This is a genomic window from Streptomyces sp. NBC_00239 (genome assembly GCF_036194065.1).
Lineage (GTDB): Bacteria > Actinomycetota > Actinomycetes > Streptomycetales > Streptomycetaceae > Streptomyces.
Genome location: NZ_CP108095.1, coordinates 7,031,717 through 7,055,767, shown reverse-complemented (window position 1 = coordinate 7,055,767; position 24,051 = coordinate 7,031,717). Strand labels below are relative to the sequence as shown.

Below are 24,051 nucleotides of genomic sequence, written 5' to 3'. Positions count from 1 at the left end.
TTTGGCGTGCCCGCATCAGATCAGTCGGGGAGGGGCCGTGCGACGCTCCGTGGGAACAGCCGTCCTCCTCTGCGGCCTGCTGACCGGCTGCGCCGGACCGGCCCCCGACACCCAGAGCCCGCCCGCGCCCCTGGAGCTGACGGCCCAGGCCGGCAGCTCCGGTTCGGTGCACGTGATGTGGGCCGAGGCCGATCCGGCCGACGGAGTCACCGGCTACCAGGTTTTCCGCGGCGCCGCCCTCGTCCGCGAACTCCCCGCCGACAAGCGGATGGTGGACATCACCGGCCTTACCCCCCGGACCGCGTACGCCTTCTCCGTACGGGCCGAGGACGCCGCGGGCAACCTCTCGCCGCGCAGCGCCGAGGCGCGCGTGACCACCCCCGACGCGGCGCCCGACGACCGGCGCGCGCCCGGCACCCCGGCATCGCTGACCGCCCGGCCGGACGGGCCGCGGGCGGCGTCGCTCTCCTGGTCGGCGGTCACCGACGACATCGGCGTCAGCGCCTACGACGTGTACCAGGGCGGGGCCCGGATCCACACCGTGGACGGGCGGACCACCCGCACCACGGTCACCGGGCTGCTGCCGGACACCGTCTACACCTTCACGGTCCGCGCCCGCGACCGCGCCGACCACTCATCCCCCGACAGCCCGGCCGCCGACGTCACCACGCCGCACGCCACCGGGCACGCGCCGAGCACCGCGCCCGCCGACTTCCGGGCGACCGCCGGGCCGGGCGCGGTGGAGCTGTCCTGGCGGGCCCCGGACACCGGGAAGCCGGTCGGCGAGTACCAGCTGTACGTGGACGGGCGGATGACCACGGTGATCCAGTGGGGCCGGGGAGCCGTCCCGGCGGGCCGCGCCGTCTACCGCCTGACCGTGGCCGAAGCGGCCGGGACCGTGTGGCGGCTGAAGCTGCGCGCCCGGCTGCCCGACGGCAACTGGGGATCATTCTCCGCCGAACGATCGGTCACACTCGCAGGCTAGAAGTCCCTTACGCCAAAGGGAGGGTGACCGTTCGATCAACAATGATCACGAGGACTTGCGTCACCCTGCCCCTGAGACAGAATCTGTCGCCGTGTTGGGGAATCTGCCGTCGGAGACGGCAAGCTTTGTGGGACGCAGCACCGAACTGGACCGGCTGCGCCGGCTCCTGCGGGACCGACGGCTGGTCACCCTGACCGGTGTGGGCGGGGTGGGGAAGTCCCGGCTCGCCCTGCGGGCGGCCCGCAACGCCCGCCCCGGGTTCCCCGACGGAGTCTGGTGGGTGGAGCTGTCCCCGCTGCGCGACCCCGGCCTCCTCTCCGCCACCGTCGCGCACACCCTCGGCCTCTCCGAGCAGTCCCTGCGCTCCTGCGACGAGGAGCTGTGCGCCTGGGTCGCCGACAAGGACATGCTGCTGGTCCTGGACACCTGCGAGCACCTCGTCGAGCGGTGCCGCCACCTCGTCGGCGAGCTCCTCCAGTCCGCCCCCCGCCTCACCGTGGTGGTCACCAGCCGCCAGCCGCTCGGCTGCCACGGCGAGTGGGTCACCGAGGTCCGGCCGCTGCCCGCCGAGGGCGCCGACAGCGACGCGCTCGCCCTGTTCCGCGACCGCGCCGTGTCGGCCACCCCGCACGCGGCCGCCGCCTTCACCGACCCGGGGCGCGCGGCCACCGCCGCGGACCTGTGCCGGCGCCTCGACGGGATCCCGCTGGCCCTGGAACTGGCCGGCGCCCGGCTGCGGCTGTGGTCCCTGGAACAGGTCGCGGAACGTCTCGGCACCCGGTTCGAGGTCCTCTCCGACGCGCCCACCTCCCGGCTGCCCCGGCACCAGACCATGCGTACCGCCATCGGCTGGAGCCACGAGCTGTGCGAACCGCTCGAGCGGCTGCTGTGGGCGCGCCTGTCGGTGTTCGCCGGCGACTTCACACCCGCCGCCGCGCGCGCCGTCTGCGCGGGCGGCCCGCTGCCCGCCGGCAAGGTGGCGGCGGTCCTCGCCGGCCTCGCCGGGAAGTCCGTGGTGCGGCGCACCGTCGAAGGGGCCCGCGAGCGGTACCGGATGCTCGACACCATCCGCGAGTACGGGCGCACCTGGCTGGCCGAACTCGGCGAGGAGCGGCGCTTCGCCGACCGGCACGCCCACTGGTTCGCCGCCTTCGCCGGCGAGGCCGACGCCGGCTGGCTGGGCCACGGCCAGGTGGACTGGTACCGGCGGATGAGCGCCGACCACATGGAACTGCGGGCCGCGCTGGAGCACCTGCTCGGCACCGATCCGGCGGCCGCCCTGGAGATGGCGGGGAGCCTGTGGTTCCTCTGGTTCTGCTGCGGCCACCTGCGCGAGGGCCGGTCCTTCCTGGAGCGGGCGCTGGCCGCGGCGGCGCAGGGCGCCGGGCCGGTCCGCGCCAGGGCCGTGTGGGCCCTCGGGCTGACCGCGATGCTCCAGGGCGATCTGGACACCGGCCTCGCGCACGGCCTCGCGAGCGCGCGCCTGGCGCGACGGCTCGGCGACCCCGAGCTGGAGCTGCGCGCCGCCTACCTGGTGTCGGTGTCCGTCCTGATGCCCGGAGACCCGCTGCGGGCGCTGGAGATCGCGGACCGGTCGGCCCGGGAGGAGATCGTGGCGCGCGGCGGCCGGCCGGACGGGCCGGGCGCGCTGCTGTGCCGGCTCTCGGCCTCGTACGCGCTGTGCGACCTGGAGCGCTTCGAGGAGGCCTCGGTGGAGGCCACCGAGCTGCGGGACGCCTGTACGCGGCTGGGCGAGCGCTGGCTGCGGGCGTACGCGGACTACGTCCTGGCCCTCATCGCGCTGCGCTCGGGCCGTCCCGACGAGACGGAACGGCACGTCCGCGCCATGCTCTCGGGCAAGCGGCTGCTGCACGACAGCTTCGGCATCGCACTGGGCCTGGACCTGCTCGCGGCCGCGGTGGCGGCCCAGGGCGACGGGGAACACGCCGCCCGGTTGCTGGGCTCCGGGCACACGCTGTGGCGCACCGTGGGGCAGCCGCAGATGGGCTCGCCGTCACTGGCGGCCGTACGGGACGCCGCCGAGCGGCAGGCCCGCGCGGCCGTCGGCGACGATGCCTTCGACCGGGCCTTCCAGCGCGGCGCGGCGCCGCAGCCGTGAGCCGGGGCGGCCGCCGGGCCGCTGTGCGACCGGCCCGGCGGCGGGTCTGGCTCCCGTACCTGTCAGTACGGGAGCGGTCTGCCCGACGGTGTGCGCAGGTCCAGGTCGCGCGGGGCGGGCTTGGGGGTGGGCTTGCGTATCTGCAGCTGGCGCATCTCTCAGGCCTCCTTGGCTCAGACCGCGACCGGGCGGCGGGACTCCACCGTGCGGCCGTCGGGGAGCAGCTCCCCGGTGTCGTCGAAGAGCACCACTCCGTTGCACAGCAGGCTCCAGCCCTGTTCCGGGTGGAAGGCCACGGTGCGGGCGGCGTCGTGATCGGCACTGTCGGCCGGTGGGCAGGGTGGCTGGTGTGTGCACATGGCGCACCTCCTGGCTCTGTGGAGGCGCAAGGCCGGTGGTCATTGCGGTCGTGCCGCCATCCACGGTGGCCGGAAGTATTACTGATCAACCGGGGTCGGCGGAACCCGTTTTCGTGCTGTATCTCAAGGACCGAGCGGCCGATTTACGCTCTGTGGGTGGCCTTTATCCGAATCGTGCGCAGTACGCCGCTACCGGTGACCCAAACGTGGCGGCTGCTCACCGACTGGGAGCGGCACGGCGCGCACGTGCCGCTCACGCGGACCGTGGTGGGGACGGCGCCGCCCACCCGTGTCGGGACCCTGTTCACCGCCCGGACCGGGGTCGGGCGGTTCGCCTTCGACGACCCGATGGAGGTGGTGGCGTGGCAGCCGCCGGGTGCCGGGGGCGGTGGGTACGTGCGTCTGGAGAAACGCGGTCGCGTGGTCACCGGCTGGGCCGAGATCGAGGTCCTCCCGGCGCCCGACGGCGCGTCCGGCAGCCGGGTCGTGTGGCGCGAGGCCCTACGCGTGCGCGGCCTCCCCCGCCCCCTGGACCCACCCCTCACCACGGCCGCCACCGCCCTCTTCACCCACGCCCTGACCGCCCTACTCCACGAGCCGTAGCCCCTCCAGCCCCGCCGGCGTTTGAGGCGCCGGGTCTCGGGCCGAGCCCAACCCAGCCTCGCCGGCCCTTGAGGCGCCGGGTCTCGGGCCGAGCCCAACCCAGCCCCGCCGGCGTCCGAGGCCAACCTCAGCCCGAGCGGACCATTACCAGCCTCGCCGGCGTTTGAGGCGCGGCGTTTGGGGCGGAGCCCCAAGCAACCCGGCTCCGTCGGGTACCGGGCCCCGCCCGGACCCGCGCCTCAAACGCCGGCGAGGCTGGGAGGTGCCCCTCAGGGCGTCGGCGAGCCTGAAGGGCGCCAAGGCCAGCCGGCAAGGCTGGGAGGTGCCCCTCAGGGCGTCGGCGAGGCTGAAGGTGCGCCAAGGCCAGCCGGCGAGGCTGGGGCTGCCTCAGGGCGCCGGCGAGGTGGGGCGGGTCGGGGTGCGGCTAGCGGATGGGCATGTCGGAGATCGTCCGCGCGATCACCAGCCGCTGGATCTCGCTCGTCCCCTCGAAGATCGTGTAAATGGCGCTGTCCCGGTGCATCCGCTCCACCGGGTACTCCCGCGTGTACCCGTTGCCGCCGAGGATCTGGAGCGCCTGCGCGGTGACCTTCTTGGCCACCTCGCTCGCGTACAGCTTGGACATCGAGCCCTCGGCGGACGTGAAGGGCTTGCCCGCGACCGCCATCCAGGAGGCCCGCCAGACCAGCAGCCGGGCCGCGTCGATCTGGGTGCGCATGTCGGCGAGCTGGAAGGCCACGCCCTGGTTGTCGATGATGGGGCGCCCGAACTGGGTGCGGGTCTTGGCGTAGTCGAGTGCGACCTCGTACGCGGCGCGGGCGGTGCCGACGGCCATGGCGCCGACGGCCGGCCGGGAGGCCTCGAAGGTGGCCATCGCCGCGTTCTTCACGCGCTCGCCGCCGCCGGCCTTGGCCCGCTCGTGGGCCCGCGCCAGGCGCTCGTCGAGCTTCTCCTTGCCGCCGAGCAGGCAGGAGCCGGGCACGCGGACGTCCTCAAGGACCACCTCCGCGGTGTGCGAGGCGCGGATGCCGTGCTTCTTGAACTTCTGCCCCTGGGTCAGGCCGGGCGTGTTCGGCGGCACGATGAAGGAGGCGTGGCCCTTGGTGCCGAGCTCGGGGTCGACGACGGCGACGACGATGTGGACGTTGGCGATGCCGCCGTTGGTCGCCCAGGTCTTGGTGCCGTTCAGGACCCACTCGTCCTTGGCCTCGTCGTAGACGGCGCGGGTGCGCATCGCGCCCACGTCGGATCCGGCGTCCGGCTCGGACGAGCAGAAGGCGGCCACCTTCACGTCGTTCTGGTCGCCGTACATCTGCGGGATCCAGGTGCCTATCTGCTCCTCGGTGCCGTTGGCGACGACGCCGATGGCGGCGAGGCCGGTGCCGACGATCGACAGGGCGATGCCCGCGTCGCCCCAGAACAGCTCCTCCATCGCCATCGGGACGCCGAGGCCCGTCGGGTCGAAGAACTGCTGGGCGTAGAAGTCGAGGGAGTAGATGCCGACCTTGGCGGCTTCCTGGATGACGGGCCACGGAGTCTCTTCGCGCTCGTCCCATTCGGCGGCCGCGGGCCGGATCACGTCGGCGGCGAAACCGTGGATCCAGTCACGGACCTGCTTCTGGTCCTCGTTGAGCTCCATGGTGAACTCCGCCATGTCCCCTCCAAAAATGCGTTACCCGTAGTAACATCAGCAAGGAGCACAGTCTGTTACCCGCCAGTAGCCAATGTCAACGCCGCGGCCGGTCCGATCCCCCCGAGGCACGGGGTGTTACGTTGCGTGGGCGTCACGCAATCGCACGGGCGGGGAGAAGAAACGTCATGGAGACCACGCAGCAGGACGGCCGGCAGGGCACGGCCGATCGACGGCGACGGGAGTTGCTCGAAGCCGCCGACCGGGTCGTCCTCCGGGACGGCCCCCGGGCCTCCATGAACGCGATCGCCGCCGAGGCCGGCATCACCAAGCCGATCCTCTACCGGCACTTCGGCGACAAGGCGGGCCTCTACCAGGCCCTCGCCGTCCGCCACACCGACGCCCTGCTCGACTCGCTGCGCGCCGCTCTCGACGCCCCGGCCGAGCGGCGCCGCCGGGTGGAGGCCACCCTCGACACCTACCTCGCGGCCATCGAGGCCCGCCCGCAGGTGTACCGCTTCCTGATGCACCCCGCCGAGGACCCGCACTCCGCGGAACGCGGGTTCGACGTCGGCCTGCACTCGGCCCCGCTGCTGCGGCGGCTCGGCGAGGAGCTGGCCAAGGTGATCGCCGAGCGGGTGGACCTCGGCGCGGACGGCGAGGAACTGGCCAGGGTGTGGGGCCACGGCATCGTCGGCATGATGCACGCGGCCGGCGACTGGTGGCTCGGCGAGCGCCCGTGCGCCCGCGCGCAGCTGGTCACCGCGCTGACCGACCTGCTGTGGGGCCGCCTCGCCACGGCCGGCAACCGGGCCGACGGCCCGGGGTTCTAGGAAGGGACGGCCCGGGTCGGGCCGGATCCGGAAGGGACGGCCCGGACACCCGCCGGCCCCGTCTCAGCTCCAGGCCGCCTTGCGGATCTGCCGCTGGAGCCGCCGGGCGCGCAGCCCGGTGACGCGGTCCGCGTAGACCGTGCCGTCCAGGTGGTCGCACTCGTGCTGGAGGCAGCGCGCGAAGAAGCCCGTACCGGTGATCCGCACCGGGGAGTTGTCGAGGGTCACGCCCTCGACCACGGCGCGGTCGTGGCGGACCGTCCCCGCCTCCAGCCCCGGCAGCGACAGGCAGCCCTCGGGGCCCAGGATCTCGATGCCGTCCGCCTCGACCAGCCGCGGGTTCACGATGTGCCCGACGTGCCGGACGTCCTCGTCGTCGGGGCAGTCGTAGACGAACACCCGCTGTGCGACGCCGATCTGGTTCGCGGCCAGGCCCACGCCCTCGGCCGCGTACATCGTGGCGAACATGTCCTCGACGAGCCGGGCGAGCCCGGGGCCGAATTCGGTGACCTCCGCACAAGCGGAACGGAGCACCGGGTCGCCCAGCAGGGTCATGGTGCGGACGAGACCGGAGCTGCCGGGAAGGGGACGCTGTCGCATGGGCGTAAGGGTACGTCGGGCGAATATATGAGGAGATCCGCGGCTCACAGCGGCGCCGCGGTCGGGGGCCTGGCGGGTTCTGGATAGGCTGGGCCGGACCGACGCAAGGAGGAACAGGGACGATGGCAGGCAACACAGAGCCGCTTTCGCCGCGGGCCAAGCTGGCCGTGACGGCGGGCAAGGCCGCGGCGGCGGTGTCGCGGGCCGCAGGGCGCGGAAGCGGATCGGTGATCGGGGGCAAGGTCGCGCTCAAGCTCGACCCCGATCTGCTGGGGGCGCTGGCGCAGCACCTGGACGTCGTCCTGGTCTCCGCGACCAACGGCAAGACCACGACGACCCGCCTGATCGCGGAGGCGCTGCGGGCCAGCGGCCCCGTGGTCTCCAACGCGCTCGGCGCGAACATGCCCGCGGGCATCACCTCGGCGCTCGCCGGCGGCTCGGACGCCAAGTACGGCGTGATCGAGGTCGACGAGAAGTACCTGGCGGGCGTGGCCCGCGACGTGACCCCGAAGGTCATCGCGCTGCTGAACCTGTCGCGCGACCAGCTGGACCGCGCCGCCGAGACCCGGATGCTCGCCGAGAAGTGGCGCGAGGGCCTGGCCGGCTCCAAGGCCGTGGTCATCGCGAACTGCGACGACCCGCTGATCGTGTGGTCGGCGTCCTCCTCGCAGAACGTCGTGTGGGTCGCGGCCGGCCAGGAGTGGAAGGACGACGCCTGGTCCTGCCCGTCGTGCGGCGGCGTCATGCAGCGCCCCGGCGACGACTGGTTCTGCGGCGAGTGCGGCTTCCGCCGCCCGACGCCGAGCTGGGTGCTCAGCGGCGACCACGTGCTCGACCCGCACGGTTCGGCCTGGCCGATCCACCTCCAGCTGCCCGGCCGCGCCAACAAGGCGAACGCCGCCACCTCGGCCGCCGTCGCCGCGGTCTTCGGCGTGCCGCCACAGGTCGCCCTGGAGCGCATGTACCAGGTGCAGGCCGTCGCGGGCCGCTACGACGTCGTGAACTTCCAGGGCCGCGAGCTGCGGCTGCTGCTGGCGAAGAACCCGGCGGGCTGGCTCGAAACGTTTTCCCTCATCGACCCGCCGCCGGCGCCCGTGATCCTTTCGGTGAACGCCCGCGGCGCGGACGGCACCGACACCTCCTGGCTGTGGGACGTGGACTACCCGCGCCTCGCCGGTCACCCGATCTTCGTCATCGGCGACCGCCGCCTCGACCTCGCGGTCCGCCTGGAGGTCGCCGGCCTCGACTTCCGGGTCTGCGAGACCCTGGACGAGGCCGTCCAGCTGGCCCCGCCCGGCCAGATCGAGCTGATCGCCAACTACACGGCGTTCCAGGACGTGCGCCGCCGCGTCGGCAACTGACCCACCGGAGAAGGACGAAAGCGAATGAGCGACAACAGCCTGCGTCTGGTGTGGGTCTACCCCGACCTGCTGAGCACGTACGGAGACCAGGGCAACGCCCTCGTCGTCGAGCGCCGGGCCCGCCAGCGCGGACTGGACGTGCAGCGCGTGGACGTGCGCAGCGACCAGCCGATCCCCACCTCGGGCGACATCTACCTGATCGGCGGCGGCGAGGACCGGCCGCAGCGGCTGGCCGCGGAGCGGCTGCGCCGGGACGGCGGCCTGGAGCGGGCGGTGTCCAACGGGGCGATCGTCTTCTCGGTGTGCGCCGGCTACCAGATCCTCGGCAACGCCTTCATCAACGACCTGGGCGAGCGCGAGCCGGGCCTGGGCCTGCTCGACGTCGAGACCGTGCGCGGCACCGGTGAGCGCTGCGTCGGCGACGTCCTCGCGGACATCGACCCGCGGCTCGGCCTGCCGCAGCTGACCGGCTTCGAGAACCACCAGGGCGTCACCCAGCTCGGTCCGACGGCGAAGCCCTTCGCCCGGGTCCGGCTGGGCCGCGGCAACGGTACCGGCGACGGCACCGAAGGCGCGTACAACGAGACCGTGTTCGGCACGTACATGCACGGTCCCGTGATGGCCCGCAACCCGCAGATCGCGGACCTGCTGCTGAAGCTGGCCCTCGACGTGAACGCGCTGCCGCCGGTCGACGACCGCTGGTACGAGGCGCTGCGCAACGAGCGCATCGCGGCGGCCACGCAGCCCGCCTGAGGACGCACGAACGGCGCCGGCCCGGACCTGCCCCAGGTCCGGGCCGGCGGCGTTTCGCCACGGCCTTTCGTGTTGCTCAGATGAGCCCCGAACGCCGGATTGAGCGTTCGCACAACCGATGTGACCAGCATGTGGAGGATGGTTCAGTCCACACCCCGGGCGCTTGTAGGCTGGCGTCAGTTCCAACCGGACGACGTGGTCCGGTCGTCGGCCCACGTTGCAAAGGTCTTCCTGCCATGCGCATTGGTGTGCTCACTTCCGGAGGCGACTGCCCCGGCCTCAATGCCGTCATCCGTTCCGTCGTGCACCGCGCCGTCGTCGACCACGGCGACGAGGTGATCGGATTCCAGGACGGCTGGAAGGGCCTGCTGGAGTGCGACTACCGCAAGCTCGACCTCGACGCGGTGGCCGGCATCCTGGCCCGCGGCGGCACCATCCTCGGCTCCTCGCGGGTCCAGCCGGCCCATCTGCGCGACGGTGTGGAGCGGGCCCGCGGACACGTCGCCGAGCTGGGCCTGGACGCGATCATCCCGATCGGCGGCGAAGGCACCCTGAAGGCCGCGAACCTGCTGTCCGAGGCCGGCCTGCCGATCGTGGGCGTGCCGAAGACCATCGACAACGACATCGCCTCGACGGACGTCACCTTCGGCTTCGACACCGCCGTGGGCGTGGCCACCGAGGCGCTGGACCGGCTGAAGACGACCGCCGAGTCGCACCAGCGGGTCATGGTGGTCGAGGTGATGGGCCGGCACACCGGCTGGATCGCGCTGCACTCGGGCATGGCGGCCGGCGCGCACGCGATCGTGGTCCCGGAGCGTCCGTTCGACATCGAGGAGCTGACCGGCATCGTCGGCGAGCGCTTCTCGGCCGGCAAGCGGTTCGCGATCGTGGTGGTGGCCGAGGGCGCCAAGCCGCGCGAGGGCTCGATGGAGTTCCAGGACGGCGGCAAGGACATCTACGGCCACGAGCGGTTCGCCGGCATCGGCAACCTGCTCGCCGTCGAACTGGAGCGCCGCCTGGGCAAGGAGGCCCGCCCGGTCATCCTCGGCCACGTCCAGCGCGGCGGCACCCCGACCGCGTACGACCGGGTGCTCGCCACCCGCTTCGGCTGGCACGCGGTGGAGGCTGCGCACCGCGGCGAGTTCGGGATGATGACCGCGCTGCGCGGCACCGACATCGCGATGGTGCCGCTGTCGAGCGCGGTCGAGACCCTCAAGACGGTGCCCGCCGAGCGCTACGACGAGGCGCAGAACGTTTTGTGATCTTTCCCCCTCTCTTGTACCGCCCCCGGCCGCAGTCGCGACCGGGGGCGGCACTACTGTGGTGGGGCACCACGGTCAAGGGAGTAGGCACATGGATCACAGCGGGCACGGCATGGACATGAACATGGACCTGCCGCCGTTCACGCTGGGGCGGGGCCTGGAGTTCTCGCCCGACGCGTTCTTCCTGATCGGGTGCCTGCTCGGGCTGGCGCTGTACGGCTGGGGCGTGGTCCGGCTGCGCCGCCGCGGCGACGCGTGGTCGTGGGGCCGTACGACCGCCTGGACCGCGGGTGTGCTGAGCGTGGCCCTGGTGATGTGCACCAAGCTGAACGACTACGGCATGGTCATGTTCAGCGTGCACATGGTCCAGCACATGGTGATCAGCATGCTCTCCCCCATCCTGCTGCTGCTCGGCGCGCCGATGACGCTGGCGCTGCGGGCCCTGCCGCCCGCCGGGCGGGGCCGCAAGGGGCCGCGCGAGGTGCTGCTGATGTTCCTGCACAGCCGCTACATGCGGGTGGTCACGCACCCGGCGTTCACGATCCCGATGTTCATCGCGAGCCTGTACGCCCTGTACTTCACGCCGCTGTTCGACACCCTGATGGGCAGCAAGGCCGGGCACATCTCGATGATGGTGCACTTCCTCGCGGTCGGGCTGATCTTCTTCTGGCCGATCATGGGCGTGGACCCGGGACCGCACCGCCCCGGCTACGTGATGCGGATGCTGGAGCTGTTCGCGGGCATGCCCTTCCACGCCTTCTTCGGCATCGCGCTGATGATGGCCACCGAGCCGATGATCGGCACGTACGCGAATCCGCCCGGCTCGCTCGGCATCGACCCGCTCGACGACCAGCAGTGGGCCGGCGGGATCGCCTGGGCGTTCAGCGAGATCCCCTCGGTGCTGGTGCTGATCGCCCTGATCTTCCAGTGGTACCACTCGGAGCAGCGCATCGCGAAGCGTGCCGACCGGGCCGCGGACCGGGACGGCGACAAGGAGCTGGAGGCCTACAACGCGTACCTGGCCTCGCTCCGCACCGGCAGCAGGTAGCCCGGTCGGCTCCGGTCCCGTCGGCCCCGCCGGGCAGGGCCGCGGCGCGGAGAGTAGCGCCGCGGCCGCCTTTGGAGCGACGATGGCCACCTGATCGCCGTCCGGGCCGAGCGGTACCCCCCGGACTGCCGGGAGAAGGGGACGCGCGCATGCCCGGATCTGTGAAGACGATGGCCGGTCTGACCCTCGGCGGTCTCGTGGTGGTCTCCGCCTACTCCGTCGTGCTCGGCTCCAACGGCTGGCTGTGGTTCGGCTGGGTCGTCCTGGGCCTGCTGACCGCCGGCATGGCGGCCTCCCGCAGCAACTGAAAAGTCCCCGTCCTCGCCCTCTCCCGTACGCGCGGCGGCGTGAGCTGTCAAAATCTACGAGCGTCCGGCGGCGACGAAGGGGTCTGCCCGTGTTCTACCACCTGCTCAAGCACGTGCTTCTGGGGCCGCTGCTGCGGCTTCTGTTCCGGCCGCGGATCGAGGGGCTGGAACACATCCCGGCGGAGGGGCCCGCGATCGTCGCGGGCAACCACCTGTCGTTCTCCGACCACTTCCTGATGCCCGCGATCCTCAAGCGGCGGATCACCTTCCTGGCGAAGGCCGAGTACTTCACGGGCCCGGGCCTCAAGGGGCGGCTCACGGCGGCGTTCTTCCGCAGCGCGGGGCAGATCCCCGTGGACCGCAGCGGCAAGGCAGCCGGTCAGGCCGCGATCCGCGAGGGGCTGGGCGTGCTCGCCAAGGGTGAGCTGCTCGGGATCTACCCCGAGGGCACCCGCTCCCACGACGGCCGGCTGTACAAGGGGAAGGTCGGGGTCGCGGCGATGGCCCTGCAGGCCGGGGTGCCGGTGATCCCGTGCGCGATGGTGGGCACCTTCGAGATCCAGCCGCCGGGCCAGGTGGTCCCGCGGCTCAAGCGGGTCACGATCCGTTTCGGGGAGCCGCTGGACTTCTCCCGGTACGCGGGTCTGGAGGGCGAGAAGGCGGTGCTGCGGGCGGTCACCGACGAGATCGTGTACGCGATCCTCGGGCTGTCCGGCCAGGAGTACGTGGACCGGTACGCGGCGGAGGTCAAAGCCGAGGAGCAGGCCGCGGCGGAAGCGAAGAAGGCCCAGCGCAGGTCGCGCTGAGCCTTCTCCGTGGTCACTTCGGTGAAGTCGTCACTTCCGTGAGGACGTCACTTCGGTGGTGCTTCGCGGACTACCGCTGCGGCAGGGCCGGCAGGTCCGAGGCCGCGTGGGCGTTGACCTGCGCGCGGGCCTTGGCCGCCGAGGTCGGGACCGGGGTGGCGTGCGGGGCGCAGACCACGTCCTTGGCGTCGACCTTGCCGGTGAGCAGGTAGGTGTCGACCCGGGTGTTGATGCACGGGTTGACCAGACCGGTGACGCCGTGCGAGCCGGCGCCCTTCTCGGTGATCAGACGCGAGCCGGCCAGGCGCTTGTGCAGGTCGACGGCGCCGGCGTACGGGGTGGCGGCGTCACGGGTGGCCTGGACGATCAGGACCGGCGCCAGCTTGCTCTTGACGCTGACCTCGACCGGGTTGTGCTGCTTGGACTTCCAGGTCGCACACGGCAGGTTCATCCAGGCGTTCGCCCAGGTCATGAACGGGTAGTCCTTGTGCAGCTTGGTGTTGTCGCGGTCCCACTTCTTCCAGCTGGTGGGCCACTTGGCGTCCGCGCACTCGACGGCCGTGTAGACGGCGTTGCCGTTCTCGGAGGCGATGTTGCCCGCGATGTCCGTCATGTCCGGGGCGGCCGCGTCGACCAGCGCCTGGGTGTTGCCGCCCAGGTAGTCGCTCCAGACCTGGGCGGTGGGCACCCAGGCGGAGTCGTAGTACGGGGCGCTCTGGAAGAAGCTGATCAGCTCGGCCGGACCGACCTTGCCGCCGAGGGGGTTCTTCTTGGCAGTGGCGCGCAGCTTGAGCCACTGGGCCTCGACCTTGGCGGCGGTGTTGCCGATGTGGAAGGTGGCGTCGTTCTTGGCGACCCACTTCTTCCAGTCGTTCCAGCGCATCTGGAAGGCGACGTCCTGCTCGAGGTTGGCCTCGTACCAGATGTTCTCGCGCGAGGGGCCGACCACGCTGTCCACGATCATGCGGCGGACGTGGGTCGGGTACAGCTCCGCGTAGACGGCGCCGATGTAGGTGCCGTAGGAGACGCCGAGGAAGTTCAGCTTCTTCTCGCCGAGGGCGGCGCGGATGACGTCGAGGTCGCGCACCGTGTTCGGCGTGGTCATGTGCGGCAGCATGGCGGCGCTGCGCTTCTGGCAGCCGTCGGCGTACGCGGCGGCGAGCTTGCGCTGCTTGCGCTTGTCGGCCTCGCTGTCCGGAACCGGGTCCATCTTGGGGGCCTTGACGAACTCCTGCGGGTCGATGCAGGAGATCGGTGCGGAGTGGCCCACACCGCGCGGGTCGAAGCCGACGAAGTCGTAGGCCTTCGACACGTTGGTCCACAGCGGGTTCTTGGTGGTGACCCGGCGCGGGAAGCGCATGCCGGAGCCACCCGGGCCGCCCGGGTTGTAGACGAGGGCGCCCTGGCGGTCGGCCTTGGTGCCGGTGTTGCCGATGCGGTCCACGGCGATCTCGATCTGCTTGCCGTACGGCTTCGCGTAGTCGAGCGGAACCTTCACCCAGCCGCACTTGATGGGGGCTTCGAAGCCCCAGTCGGCGGGACAGTCCTTCCAGGCGATGCCCGTACGGGCGGCCCGGGCGGCGGCGATGGCCGCGCCGCGGGCCTCGGAGGTGGTCTGGCTCTGGGTGTCGGCCGCGGCCGACGGAGCGATGACGGCTCCCGCGATGAGCGTGCCCGCTATCAGAGTGCCGGCTCCACCGAGCACCGCTGTGCGTATCACGTGGTTGTCCCCCTGCGTCATGTAAGGCCGGTGACGGCCTGATTCGGTCTGACTGCAGTGGGATCCTTTCGCCTGAGTGGTCCCTGACAAAAGGGTGGCGGCCGGTTCTTTACCAACCCGATAACCGGATTAATGAGTACCGCTGAGCGGTACGGGGTTCACCAGCCGTACCACTGGACGGCTTCGTCCAGCAATGCGCGCAGCCGCAGGGCGTCCGGCGCCACGGCCGTGACGAGCACCGCGGGCCCGGCCAGCGGGGCCGCCACGGCGTACTCCCCCAGTTGCCGGGCCGGCGGCGGCTCCCGGTCGAAACCCGGGTCCACGACCAGCAGCTGACCGAGCGCCCGGTGCCCGGCGAGCCCGGCCGGCCCGTCCCAGCCACCGGGCGCCCCGGGGCCGCAGCACACTTCCTGGTCGAGCAGCGGCCGGCCGGCCCGCCACACGGTGAGCCGGGCGGCGAGCCGGCCGGGCTCCTCCCCGGTCCGGCCCAGCACCTGCTCCTCGCGCAGCAGCAGCCGGGCGGTGGGGGCGAGTTCGGCCCGGGTGCGGACGTGCAGGTCGCTGCCGCGCACGGAAACCAGCGGCTCCGGCAGCCAGCGCACGGCCGCGCCGTCGGCGAGGGTGAGCCGTACGTCGTAGCGGGCGGGGGCGCCGCCCCGGCCGGGGAGCGCGATCGTCGCGGCGGCCGAATTCAGCCGCAGCGCCGCGCCGGGGCCGACGTCGGCGGTGAGCGAGAGGTGGTCGCCGCCGAGCGGGCCGCTCATCGCACCGACCAGCGTGATGTGGGCCTCGGTTCCGGGCGAGCGGGTGCGGCGCAGGGCGAGCGGTCCCGAACCGGCCAGTTCGGGCAGCGCGGTGCCGCCCCGGCCGTCGGCCACCGCCGTGATCCGGGCATCGGCCCGGATGCCGGAGCCGGGCGTGGCGGCAGCCGCCGGCCTCGGGGCGGTGGTCACGGCCGGGCCGTCCACGCGGCCAGCCGGTCGCGGACCCAGGAGGCCACCGGCGCCACTCCCTCGGCGCTGCGCAGGGACTGGAAGGCGACGGGGAGTTCGCCGCGCTGCTCGCGCGCGTCCCGGGCCATCCGGCCGAGGTCGGAGCCGACGTGCGGGGCGAGATCGGTCTTGTTGACGACCAGCAGGTCGGCGGTGGTGACGCCGGGGCCGCCCTTGCGGGGGATGTCGTCGCCGCCCGCCACGTCGATGACGAAGATCTGGGCGTCGACCAGGCCCCGGGAGAAGGTGGCGGTGAGGTTGTCGCCGCCGGACTCCACCAGCACCAGGTCGAGCGGGCCGACCGCGTCCTCCAGGTCCTCGACGGCTTCGAGGTTGGCGGAGATGTCGTCGCGGATGGCGGTGTGCGGGCAGGCGCCCGTCTCCACGGCCGTGATCCGCTCCGGCGGCAGCACCGCCTCGCGGAGCAGGAACTCGGCGTCCTCCCGGGTGTAGATGTCGTTGGTGACGACGGCGAGGGAGAACTCCGCGCGCAGGGCCCGGCACAGGGCGGCGACCGTGGCCGTCTTGCCGGAGCCGACGGGCCCGCCGAGTCCGATGCGCAGCGCGCGCCGCGCGCCGTCGGCCCGTACCGGCGGCGCGCTGTGGGTGTGGCGCTGCGGGTAGGTGTCGGCGTGGTCGAGGTGCATGGGCGGGTCCTTCGGATCGGGAGGGTCAGGAGGCGAAGAGCCGCACCGGCCAGTGGGCGTGCTGGTGTGCGGCGATGTCGAGCAGCGGGGCGGAGGCGGCGGGCAGGGCGCCGGCGCCCTCGCGGCGGGCGCGGTGCCCGGCGGCGGTGGCGTGCCCGGCCGTCTCGTCGAGCGCGGGCGCGAGCCGGGCGAGTACGGCGGTGGCGTCGAAGGGGTCGAGGCCGAGCAGCCGTACGGTGGCGGTCGCGGGCCCGCTGACGCTCTCGTACAGCGCGATGTACGCGGCGTCCTCGGGGCCGAGTCCGGCGGCCCGGGCGGTGACCCCGAGGACCACGGGCTGGTGCGCGCCGCGCGGGAACGCGGCGGCCAGCGCGTCGAGTCCGGGCCCGGGCCACACCGTGCGGGCGGCCCGCAGGAACTGCCGGCCGAGCCGCCGCGAGGTGGCGCGCAGGGCGGGGACGGGGGTGCGGGCCTCGGCGGCCGCGTCGGCTTCGGCGGGGTCCAGGCCGAGGGCGACCGCCGCCGCGAGGGCGGCCGACACCAGCCCGGCCGTGTGCAGCCGGCCCCGGCAGAACTCCTCCAGGGTGGCGGCGTCCCGGATCCGGCCGGCCTTGACGGCCGCCTCGGCGCCGCCGGAGTGGGCGTGGCCGCCGGCCGGGAAGCGTCCGTCGGCGAGGAGCAGCAGGGTGGCCCGGCTCATCGTCGGCCGCCCGTCATGAGCGTGCCCATCAGAAGAGGAAGTAGCGCTGGGCCATGGGCAGTTCCGTGGCGGGGGCGGGCTCCACGGGTTCCCCGTCGATGGTGACGGTGAAGGTGTCCGCGTCCACTTCGACGCGGGGCCGGGCGTCGTTCTCGCGCATGTCCGCCTTGGTGACATTGCGGGTGCTGTCGATCGCGACGAACTCCTTGGCCAGGCCGAGGCGTTCGGGCAGCCGGTCGTCGAGGGCCGCGGGTGCGGCGAAGTTCACGGAGTTCAGGCCCGGGGCCCGGCCGTGGGCGCCGAACATCGGGCGGGGCAGCACCGGCTGCGGGGTGGGGATGGAGGCGTTGGCGTCGCCCATCTGCGCGTAGGCGATCTGGCCGCCCTTGAGGACGAGGAGGGGCTTGACGCCGAAGAAGGCGGGGTCCCACAGCACCAGGTCGGCGAGCTTGCCGGTCTCGACCGAGCCGATCTCGCGGGCCAGGCCCTGCGCCACGGCGGGGTTGATCGTGTACTTGGCGACATAGCGCCGGGCCCGGTGGTTGTCGGCCCGGCCGTCGCCGGGGAGTGCTCCCCGGCGCTCCTTCATCACGTGTGCGGTCTGCCAGGTCCGCAGGATCACCTCGCCGATCCGGCCCATGGCCTGGGAGTCGGAGGAGATGATGGAGATGGCGCCCAGGTCGTGCAGGACGTCCTCGGCGGCGATGGTGCTGGGCCGGATCCGGGACTCGGCGAAGGCGAGGTCCTCGGGGACGGCCGGGTTGAGGTGGTGGCAGACCATCAGCATGTCGAGGTGCTCCTCGACGGTGTTGAGGGTGTGCGGGCGGGTCGGATTGGTGGAACTGGGCAGCACGTTGGCCTCGGAGACCACCGTGATGATGTCCGGCGCGTGCCCGCCCCCGGCCCCTTCGGTGTGGTACGCGTGGATCGTCCGCCCGGCGATCGCGGCGAGGGTGTCGCCGACGAAGCCTGCCTCGTTGAGGGTGTCGGTGTGCACGGCGAGCTGGGCGCCGGTCTCCTCGCAGACGCCGAGGCAGGCGTCGATGGCGGCGGGGGTCGCCCCCCAGTCCTCGTGGATCTTGAAGCCGAGGGCTCCGCCGCGCAGCTGGGAGTACATGGCCTCGCGGGAGGTGGTGTTGCCCTTCCCGAGCAGCCCGATGTTGACGGGGTGCGCGTCGAGGGCGGCGAACATCCGGGCCAGGTGCCAGGGTCCGGGCGTGATGGTGGTGGCCTTGGTGCCCTCGGCGGGCCCGGTGCCGCCGCCGACCAGGGTGGTGATGCCCGAGGCGAGGGCGGTGTCGAGGAGGGTCGGGGAGATGAAGTGGACGTGTGCGTCGATGCCCCCGGCGGTGAGGATGCGCCCGTTGCCCGCGATGATCTCGGTCTCGGGGCCGATCACGAGGGTGGGGTCGACGCCGTCCATGGTGTCGGGGTTGCCGGCCTTGCCGATGCCGGTGATGCGGCCGTCGCGGATGCCGATGTCCGCCTTGACGATGCCCCAGTGGTCGATGACCACGGCCCCGGTGATCACCGTGTCGGGTGCGCCCTCGGCGCGCGTGAGGCGGGACTGGCCCATGGACTCGCGGATGACCTTGCCGCCGCCGAAGACCGCCTCGTCGCCGGCCCGGCCGGGGCCGCCGCTGCGGTCCTCCTCGATCTCGACCAGCAGCGAGGTGTCGGCGAGGCGGATCCGGTCGCCGGTGGTGGGCCCGAACAGGTCGGCGTACTCGGCGCGGGAGAGCTCAGGCATCGAGGGGACCTCCGGTCTCCCCGCGCAGCCCGGGCACGATGCGGGCGCCGGCGAGCGGCACCAGGGACACCGGGACCGGGATGCCGGGCTCGAAGCGCACGGCGGTGCCGGCGGCGATGTCCAGGCGCAGGCCGCGGGCGGCCGGGCGGTCGAAGCGCAGGCCGGGGTTGGCCTCCGCGAAGTGGTAGTGGGAGCCGACCTGGACGGGCCGGTCGGCGGTGTTCAGGACGGTGAGCCGGGTGACCGGCCGGCCCTCGTTGAGGGCCACCGCTCCGTCGCCGTACAGGATCTCTCCGGGGATCATCGGATGCGCGCCGCCCTTCAGAGGATCGGGTCGTGGACGGTGACGAGCTTGGTGCCGTCGGGGAACGTCGCCTCGACCTGGACGTCGCGGATCATCTCGGGGATGCCGGCCATGACCTCGTCGCGGGTCAGCACCTTGCGGCCCGACGCCATGAGCTCGGCGACCGTACGCCCGTCGCGGGCGCCTTCCAGGATGTGCGCGGTGATGAGGGCGACCGCTTCCGGATGGTTGAGGAGCAGGCCGCGGGCCTTGCGCCGGTCCGCCACGTCGGCGGCGACGTGGACGAGCAGGCGCTCTTGTTCGTGCGGGGTCAGTTGCACGGGGTCCCACCTCAGGGTCGGCTGGCGAAGCGACGGGCCTCGCACGTTAGGACGCCCGCTTTTCCGTCTCGTTAATTCACGTTTCGGGCAGTGCATCGGTTGGCCGGTCGGCGGGCCCGTCCGGGCCGTCCGTATACGGAGCCGCGGCGGCGGCACATCGGGCACGGGCGGTACCGATTTCCGCACCGAACGTCACATCAATGCCTGCGTCCGGATGTTGGAGACGGGGTCGTGGCGGCCGGAAGGTCGACACGAGGCCGAGATCGCATCCCCCATTCGGAGTAGTGCTGGGGTCACCCGTTCGCGCCTCGAGTTGCGCACCGGAGAGGTTGAGCCCCCTCCGCGCAGGATGGTTCGCTGCAGGTGAGGCCTGTTTCCGCCGGTATCAACCGTGGCGTAAATCACCCTTGAGCGCCCAATCGGGTCAGGCGTGATGAGACTCACAAACCACCGAATGAGCTTAGTTTTCCGGCAATTCGTGAGTCAGGATCCCTGGGACGACAAGCCCCCGCCGCCGCGGCGGGGCGGTCCGGGCGGACGCCGAGTCCTGCCGCCTCACCCGGACGACTGGTCGACAGGAGTGCATCGGCAGGAGTGGAGGACCCAGGCAGTACGGGGTGGCGGGTATGGATGCCCGCCACCCCTTGGGGTGAAGCCGTCTCGGCGGCCGGGCGAACTTCGCAGGCCCGAACCCGACAGGTCATCCTTCACAGGCGGCTGACGAAGGGTTGCGCATGTCCGCGCTCAAGAATGTTCCGTCTGTGATGTCCCGGGCCGGCGCCGCATCGGTGCTCACGCTCGCCGTGGTCGGGGGCTCGGTGCTCGTCCCCGGCGGTGCCCCGGAGGCCCAGGCGGCCCCGTCGACGGCAGTCAAGGCGCTGCAGACAGCCGCCTCGAAGAAGGGCTCCCCGTACAAGTGGGGGGCGACCGGGCCGACCCGGTTCGACTGCTCCGGTCTGACGCTCTACTCGTACAAGCGCGCAGGCAAGACGCTGCCCCGGACGGCAGCCCAGCAGTACAACAGGACCACGCACATCTCCGCGGGCTCGCGGCAGCAGGGCGACCTGGTCTTCTTCCACTCGCGGGGGAACATCTACCACGTCGGGATCTACGCGGGCGGCGGCAGGATCTGGCACTCACCCAAGGCCGGCTCCACGGTCCGTCTGGAGAAGATCTGGACCGGCAGCGTGAAGTACGGACGGGTGCGGTAGACCGGCCGGGGGGACCGGCTCACGGCCACGACCGGCCCGCTCCGTTAATCGATGGGGAACCCCCAGCTCCGCAGGTAGGTTGAGGCCGCGGCGGCCCCCCGCCGCGGCCTACCCGAGGAGCAACGTGACCTTCGTCAACCCCGTCCGGCACATCACCGTCGATGCCCACGACCCGTACCGGATCGCCGAGTTCTGGTCGGCGCTGACCGGCTGGCCGCTGGGCCCGGACGACCACCCGGGCGACGAGGAGGCGCTGGTCGACCCGGGGCAGCCGGGGGTGCCCGGGCTGCTCTTCATCCAGGTGCCGGAAGGCAAGACCCTCAAGAACCGCATCCACCTCGACATCCAGCCGCCCACCGGCACCCGGGACGAGGAGGTGGCGCGGCTGACCGGCCTCGGCGCCCGCGTCCTCGACGACCGGCGCACGGACGACGGCCGCGGCTGGGTCGTGATGGCCGACCCCGAGGGCAACGAGTTCTGCGTGGAGCGCAGCGCGGCCGAACGCGCCTGACCGCGCGGGCCGGCCGCCCTCGGCGCCGCTGCCCGGCGCCCGCGGTCAGCGCTGCGGCTCCGCGGCCGCCGCGGGGGCGGCCGCCGTCCAGGGCAGCGCGATCCAGACGGTCTTGCCGCCGTCCTCGGTCGGGCTGACCGACAGCCTGCCGCCCGCCTCGGCCGCCAGCCAGCGGATGATCACCATGCCCCGGCCGTTGTCCTGCTGGACGGCGGCCGGCAGCCGTCGCGGCCACCTCGGGTGGCTGTCGGTCACCCCGATCCGCAGCTGCTCCTCCCGCTCCAGCCGCATGTCCACCGTGAAGGTGGGCGACTGACCGAAGGTGTGCTGCACCGCGTTGGTGGCGAGTTCGGAGACGATCAGCCGGACCGTGTCGGCGGTGACGTGCCCGTCCGGCAGGCCCCATTCGGAGAGGACGTCCGCCACGTATCTCCGGGCGGCGGAGACCGAGGCGGGATCGCTCGGCAGGGTGACGGATGCTTCCTGGTGGTCTGCCATGGCGGCGCTGTCCCTTTCCCACCGGGTCCGGACTCCGACTCGAAGCGGATGAACTCGAGGACGGGCCCGGATCTGTGCTTCGCGCCAGACTGCCACTCCCCGCGGTTCCGTTGCGGGCGATCCCCCAAGATATGCATATATCTGTCGCTCAAAGCGGTGAACTCTGCTACGGAAGACCGTATTTGGAAACGAAAACGGCAGACTGACGCAGCGGCTGCCGGTGGAGGGAGACGGCCATGCAGCACGGTCCCGCGGTACGCCGCCGCCAGCTCGGCGAGGAACTGCGCGCGCTCCGCGACCGGTCCGGCCTCACCAGCGGTGAAACGGCCCGGATGCTCGGCTGGCACCAGTCGAAAATCAGCCGCATCGAGACCGGACGCAGTGGCGTGAAACCTGAGGACGTGCGGCTGCTGCTCGACACGTACGGGGTGGCCGGCGCCGGCGAGCGGTCCCTGCTGGAGGCCTTGGCCGCCTCGGCCGCGAGCGGCGGCCCGAGCACCGGGCTGGACCGCCAGTGGTGGCACGAGTACCGGGGCCTGCTCCCGCAGGAGTACCGCGACTTCATCAGCCTGGAGGCCGGGGCGCGCACCGCGCGGACCGTGGAACTCTCGGTGGTTCCGGGGCTTCTGCAGACCGCCCGCTACGCCCGGGCGGTGACGCGGGCCGCGCTCGGCGGGCTACCCGAGCCCAAGGTGGACGCACTGGTCGACGTACGGCTGGCCCGGCAGACGGTGTTGCGGGCCGATCCGCCGCTCCAGCTGAGCGCGGTGCTGGACGAGGCGGTGCTGCGCCGCCAGATCGGCGGGCCGGAGGTGATGGCCGAGCAGCTGACCCACCTGGTGGAGGTGGCGCGACTTCCCCAAGTGCGGCTACAGGTACTGCCGTTCAGCGTCGGGGGCCATCTCGGCCTGACGGGCCCTTTCGTTATTTTCTCATTTCCGGACACTGTCGATCTGGACGTGGTTGTTCTCGACCATTTGACGAGTAGCCTCTATCTGGAGCGGAAGGAAGACATCGAGGCATACGGCGCCGCGTTCCGTACGATCCAGGCGCACGCCCTCCCGCTCCAGGACTCGTCGAATCTCATCAGCCGGATCGCTGACGGCGCGTAAGGAGGCACCATGTCCGCAACCCCCTTATCCACCGGCGGACTTCTGCACAGTGCGAACTGGCGGCGCAGCAGCCGCAGTACCGGGATGAACAACTGTGTCGAGGCGGCCGTCCTCGGCACCGGCGGCCTGCTGGCCGTCCGTGACTCGAAGCGGACCGGGGGCCCGGCCCTCGTCTTCACGGGTACGGCCTGGGACGGCTTCCTCGGATTCGTTCGTGCCGGCGACCCCGTCGACGGCGCCGGAGCCCGGCCCTAGTCCGCGGAGCCGGCAGCGGCGGGAGCGGTCCGCAGGATCGTTTCGACCGCGCGGGCGATCTCGTCCCCCGTGAGATCGGCGCGCGCAGTCAGCCGCAGCCGGGAGATGCCGTCGGGTACGGACGGCGGCCGGAAACACCCCACGGACAGTCCTGCCTCGCGGCAGTCGGCGGCCCAGCGCAGTGCCGCCGAAGGCGACGGGGCCCGCACCGAGACGACGGCCGCGTCCGGCCTGGCGGCAGTCAGGCCGGACGCGGTCAGCCGCCCGTACAGCGTGGCGGCGACCTCACGGGCCCTGGCCGCGCGTTCCGGCTCCCGGCGCAGCAGGCGCAGGCTGCCGAGCGCCGCACCGGCGGCGGCGGGGGCGAGGCCCGTGTCGAAGATGAAGGTCCGGGCGGTGTTCACCAGGTGCCGGATCACCTTGGCCGGGCCGAGCACGGCCCCGCCCTGGCTGCCCAGGGACTTGGACAGGGTGAGCGTGGCGACGACGTCGGCCGCGCCCGCCAGGCCGGCGGCGGCGAGCGCCCCGCGGCCGCCCTCACCGAGGACCCCCAGCCCGTGCGCGTCGTCGACGAGCAGGGCCGCGCCGTGTTCCCGGCAGGCCGCCGCGTGGGCGGCGAGCGGGGCGGCGTCGCCGTCCACGGAGAAGACCGAGTCGGTGACGACCAGCGCCCGGCCCTCGTGGGCCCCGAGGGTCTTGGCGACCGCCTCCGGGTCGGAGTGCGGGACGATCGCGGTCTCGGCGCGCGAGAGGCGGCAGCCGTCGACGATCGAGGCGTGGTTCGCGGCGTCCGAGACCACCAGGGTGCCGCGGCCGCTGAGCGCGGTGACCGCCGCGAGGTTCGCCGCGTATCCGGACGACAGCACCAGAGCCGCCTCGAACCCGCAGAAATCGGCCAGTTCGCGTTCCAGCTCGGCGTGCAGTTCGGTGGTGCCGGTCACCAGACGGGAGCCGGTCGCGCCGGCCCCCCAGCGCTGCGCGGCCTCGGCGGCCGCGGCGACCGTCTCCGGGTGGTGGGTCAGGCCGAGGTAGTCGTTGCTCGCGAGGTCGAGGAGGCCGGAGACGGCCGGGCGCGGGCGCAGGGTGCGGACCAGACCGGCCCGTTCGCGCGCCTCGGCCGCGTCGTCGATCCAGCCGAACACGTCCGCGGCCGGGCGCGGGAGGGTGGCGGCGGGCGGGACGGCGGGAGCGTGCGGGAGTGCGTCCGGGAGTGCTTCCTGCGGCATCGGCTGGGTCCTCGCGTTTTGTCGGCTGTCCACAGACCCTAGCCGCCGGTGTTCCCGGTGTCGGTGTGGCGATGCACACACCGTGATCACACGAACTTGTAGCTTCTCTCCTTGGCCGCGGGCGGTGCCGTAAGCCAG

At 72.5% G+C, this 24,051-nt stretch carries 26 protein-coding genes and 1 riboswitch; of the genes, 14 read left to right on the top strand and 12 right to left on the bottom strand.

What is annotated here, in order from left to right:
- Nucleotides 1-37 precede the first annotated feature (37 nt).
- Entirely contained in the window at nt 38-985 is a 948-nt protein-coding gene (locus OG764_RS31395; protein ID WP_328971698.1) for a fibronectin type III domain-containing protein, read from the top strand.
- A 91-nt stretch (nt 986-1,076) separates the two neighbouring features.
- The gene (locus tag OG764_RS31390; RefSeq protein WP_328971697.1) at nt 1,077-3,104 is read left to right on the top strand and encodes an ATP-binding protein; all 2,028 of its coding nucleotides are present in this window, start codon (nt 1,077-1,079) and stop codon (nt 3,102-3,104) included.
- A gap of 173 nt (nt 3,105-3,277) precedes the next feature.
- Here OG764_RS31390 and OG764_RS31385 read toward each other — a convergent pair whose 3' ends face one another.
- On the bottom strand, nt 3,278-3,463 hold the full coding sequence (locus OG764_RS31385; RefSeq protein ID WP_328971696.1) for a DUF5999 family protein: 186 nt from the start codon (nt 3,461-3,463) through the stop codon (nt 3,278-3,280).
- 156 nt (nt 3,464-3,619) lie between these two features.
- Here OG764_RS31385 and OG764_RS31380 point away from each other — a divergent pair, with 156 nt between their 5' ends.
- Nucleotides 3,620-4,066, top strand: coding sequence for an SRPBCC family protein (locus tag OG764_RS31380; protein WP_328971695.1), 447 nt, complete (start codon nt 3,620-3,622; stop codon nt 4,064-4,066).
- 424 nt (nt 4,067-4,490) lie between these two features.
- On the opposite strand, the gene OG764_RS31375 is transcribed toward OG764_RS31380, so the two are convergent.
- Nucleotides 4,491-5,720: an acyl-CoA dehydrogenase family protein gene (locus OG764_RS31375; protein WP_328971694.1), complete on the bottom strand. Its 1,230-nt coding sequence runs from the start codon at nt 5,718-5,720 to the stop codon at nt 4,491-4,493.
- A 164-nt stretch (nt 5,721-5,884) separates the two neighbouring features.
- Between OG764_RS31375 and OG764_RS31370 the strand changes: the two genes are divergently transcribed.
- Entirely contained in the window at nt 5,885-6,529 is a 645-nt protein-coding gene (locus tag OG764_RS31370) for a TetR family transcriptional regulator (RefSeq protein WP_328971693.1), read from the top strand.
- 63 nt (nt 6,530-6,592) lie between these two features.
- Here the strand turns inward: OG764_RS31370 and def are convergent, their stop codons facing one another.
- Complete coding sequence (def, locus tag OG764_RS31365) at nt 6,593-7,129, bottom strand: peptide deformylase (protein ID WP_328971692.1); 537 nt, start codon at nt 7,127-7,129, stop codon at nt 6,593-6,595.
- A 122-nt stretch (nt 7,130-7,251) separates the two neighbouring features.
- Here def and OG764_RS31360 point away from each other — a divergent pair, with 122 nt between their 5' ends.
- The 6 genes from OG764_RS31360 to OG764_RS31335 all read left to right on the top strand — a co-directional run bounded on the left by OG764_RS31360 (nt 7,252) and on the right by OG764_RS31335 (nt 12,667).
- Complete coding sequence (locus OG764_RS31360; RefSeq protein WP_328971691.1) at nt 7,252-8,490, top strand: Mur ligase family protein; 1,239 nt, start codon at nt 7,252-7,254, stop codon at nt 8,488-8,490.
- Between the two features lie 24 nt (nt 8,491-8,514).
- On the top strand, nt 8,515-9,243 hold the full coding sequence (locus OG764_RS31355; RefSeq protein ID WP_328971690.1) for a type 1 glutamine amidotransferase: 729 nt from the start codon (nt 8,515-8,517) through the stop codon (nt 9,241-9,243).
- Nucleotides 9,244-9,479: 236 nt separating this feature from the next.
- Nucleotides 9,480-10,505, top strand: coding sequence for a 6-phosphofructokinase (locus OG764_RS31350; protein WP_328971689.1), 1,026 nt, complete (start codon nt 9,480-9,482; stop codon nt 10,503-10,505).
- A gap of 91 nt (nt 10,506-10,596) precedes the next feature.
- On the top strand, nt 10,597-11,553 hold the full coding sequence (locus tag OG764_RS31345; RefSeq protein WP_328971688.1) for a cytochrome c oxidase assembly protein: 957 nt from the start codon (nt 10,597-10,599) through the stop codon (nt 11,551-11,553).
- Between the two features lie 149 nt (nt 11,554-11,702).
- Complete coding sequence (locus OG764_RS31340) at nt 11,703-11,861, top strand: hypothetical protein (RefSeq protein ID WP_328971687.1); 159 nt, start codon at nt 11,703-11,705, stop codon at nt 11,859-11,861.
- Between the two features lie 89 nt (nt 11,862-11,950).
- The gene (locus OG764_RS31335) at nt 11,951-12,667 is read left to right on the top strand and encodes a lysophospholipid acyltransferase family protein (RefSeq protein WP_328971686.1); all 717 of its coding nucleotides are present in this window, start codon (nt 11,951-11,953) and stop codon (nt 12,665-12,667) included.
- Between the two features lie 70 nt (nt 12,668-12,737).
- Here the strand turns inward: OG764_RS31335 and OG764_RS31330 are convergent, their stop codons facing one another.
- From OG764_RS31330 to OG764_RS31300, 7 genes are all read right to left on the bottom strand, one after another.
- Nucleotides 12,738-14,387: an alpha/beta hydrolase gene (locus OG764_RS31330; RefSeq protein ID WP_328971685.1), complete on the bottom strand. Its 1,650-nt coding sequence runs from the start codon at nt 14,385-14,387 to the stop codon at nt 12,738-12,740.
- A gap of 158 nt (nt 14,388-14,545) precedes the next feature.
- Entirely contained in the window at nt 14,546-15,340 is a 795-nt protein-coding gene (locus OG764_RS31325) for an urease accessory protein UreD (protein ID WP_328971684.1), read from the bottom strand.
- Nucleotides 15,337-16,026: an urease accessory protein UreG gene (gene ureG / locus OG764_RS31320; RefSeq protein WP_328971683.1), complete on the bottom strand. Its 690-nt coding sequence runs from the start codon at nt 16,024-16,026 to the stop codon at nt 15,337-15,339. Before ureG ends, OG764_RS31325 begins: the two co-directional genes overlap by 4 nt.
- Nucleotides 16,027-16,051: 25 nt before the next feature.
- Nucleotides 16,052-16,726 carry an urease accessory protein UreF gene (locus OG764_RS31315; RefSeq protein WP_328971682.1) on the bottom strand — a complete coding sequence of 225 codons (675 nt, stop codon included), beginning with the start codon at nt 16,724-16,726 and terminating at the stop codon, nt 16,052-16,054.
- Nucleotides 16,727-16,754: 28 nt separating this feature from the next.
- A complete protein-coding gene (locus OG764_RS31310) occupies nt 16,755-18,476 on the bottom strand; it encodes an urease subunit alpha (RefSeq protein ID WP_328971681.1) in 1,722 nt (573 codons plus the stop codon).
- Complete coding sequence (locus OG764_RS31305; RefSeq protein ID WP_328971680.1) at nt 18,469-18,780, bottom strand: urease subunit beta; 312 nt, start codon at nt 18,778-18,780, stop codon at nt 18,469-18,471. The genes OG764_RS31310 and OG764_RS31305 overlap by 8 nt, the downstream gene beginning before the upstream one ends.
- Before the next feature lie 17 nt (nt 18,781-18,797).
- A complete protein-coding gene (locus OG764_RS31300; RefSeq protein ID WP_328971679.1) occupies nt 18,798-19,100 on the bottom strand; it encodes an urease subunit gamma in 303 nt (100 codons plus the stop codon).
- A 571-nt stretch (nt 19,101-19,671) separates the two neighbouring features.
- Nucleotides 19,672-19,831, top strand: a riboswitch (cyclic di-AMP (ydaO/yuaA leader).
- 3 nt (nt 19,832-19,834) lie between these two features.
- Here OG764_RS31300 and OG764_RS31295 point away from each other — a divergent pair.
- Both OG764_RS31295 and OG764_RS31290 read left to right on the top strand, forming a co-directional pair.
- Complete coding sequence (locus OG764_RS31295) at nt 19,835-20,311, top strand: C40 family peptidase (protein ID WP_328971678.1); 477 nt, start codon at nt 19,835-19,837, stop codon at nt 20,309-20,311.
- Between the two features lie 124 nt (nt 20,312-20,435).
- Entirely contained in the window at nt 20,436-20,822 is a 387-nt protein-coding gene (locus tag OG764_RS31290) for a VOC family protein (RefSeq protein WP_328971677.1), read from the top strand.
- Between the two features lie 45 nt (nt 20,823-20,867).
- On the opposite strand, the gene OG764_RS31285 is transcribed toward OG764_RS31290, so the two are convergent.
- Entirely contained in the window at nt 20,868-21,320 is a 453-nt protein-coding gene (locus OG764_RS31285; protein WP_328971676.1) for an ATP-binding protein, read from the bottom strand.
- Nucleotides 21,321-21,556: 236 nt separating this feature from the next.
- On the opposite strand from OG764_RS31285, the gene OG764_RS31280 reads away from it, so the two are divergent.
- Complete coding sequence (locus tag OG764_RS31280) at nt 21,557-22,432, top strand: helix-turn-helix domain-containing protein (RefSeq protein ID WP_328971675.1); 876 nt, start codon at nt 21,557-21,559, stop codon at nt 22,430-22,432.
- Nucleotides 22,433-22,441: 9 nt separating this feature from the next.
- A complete protein-coding gene (locus OG764_RS31275; protein ID WP_328971674.1) occupies nt 22,442-22,687 on the top strand; it encodes a DUF397 domain-containing protein in 246 nt (81 codons plus the stop codon).
- Here the strand turns inward: OG764_RS31275 and OG764_RS31270 are convergent.
- Entirely contained in the window at nt 22,684-23,913 is a 1,230-nt protein-coding gene (locus OG764_RS31270) for an 8-amino-7-oxononanoate synthase (RefSeq protein ID WP_328971673.1), read from the bottom strand. The genes OG764_RS31275 and OG764_RS31270 overlap by 4 nt on opposite strands.
- Nucleotides 23,914-24,051: the final 138 nt, after the last annotated feature.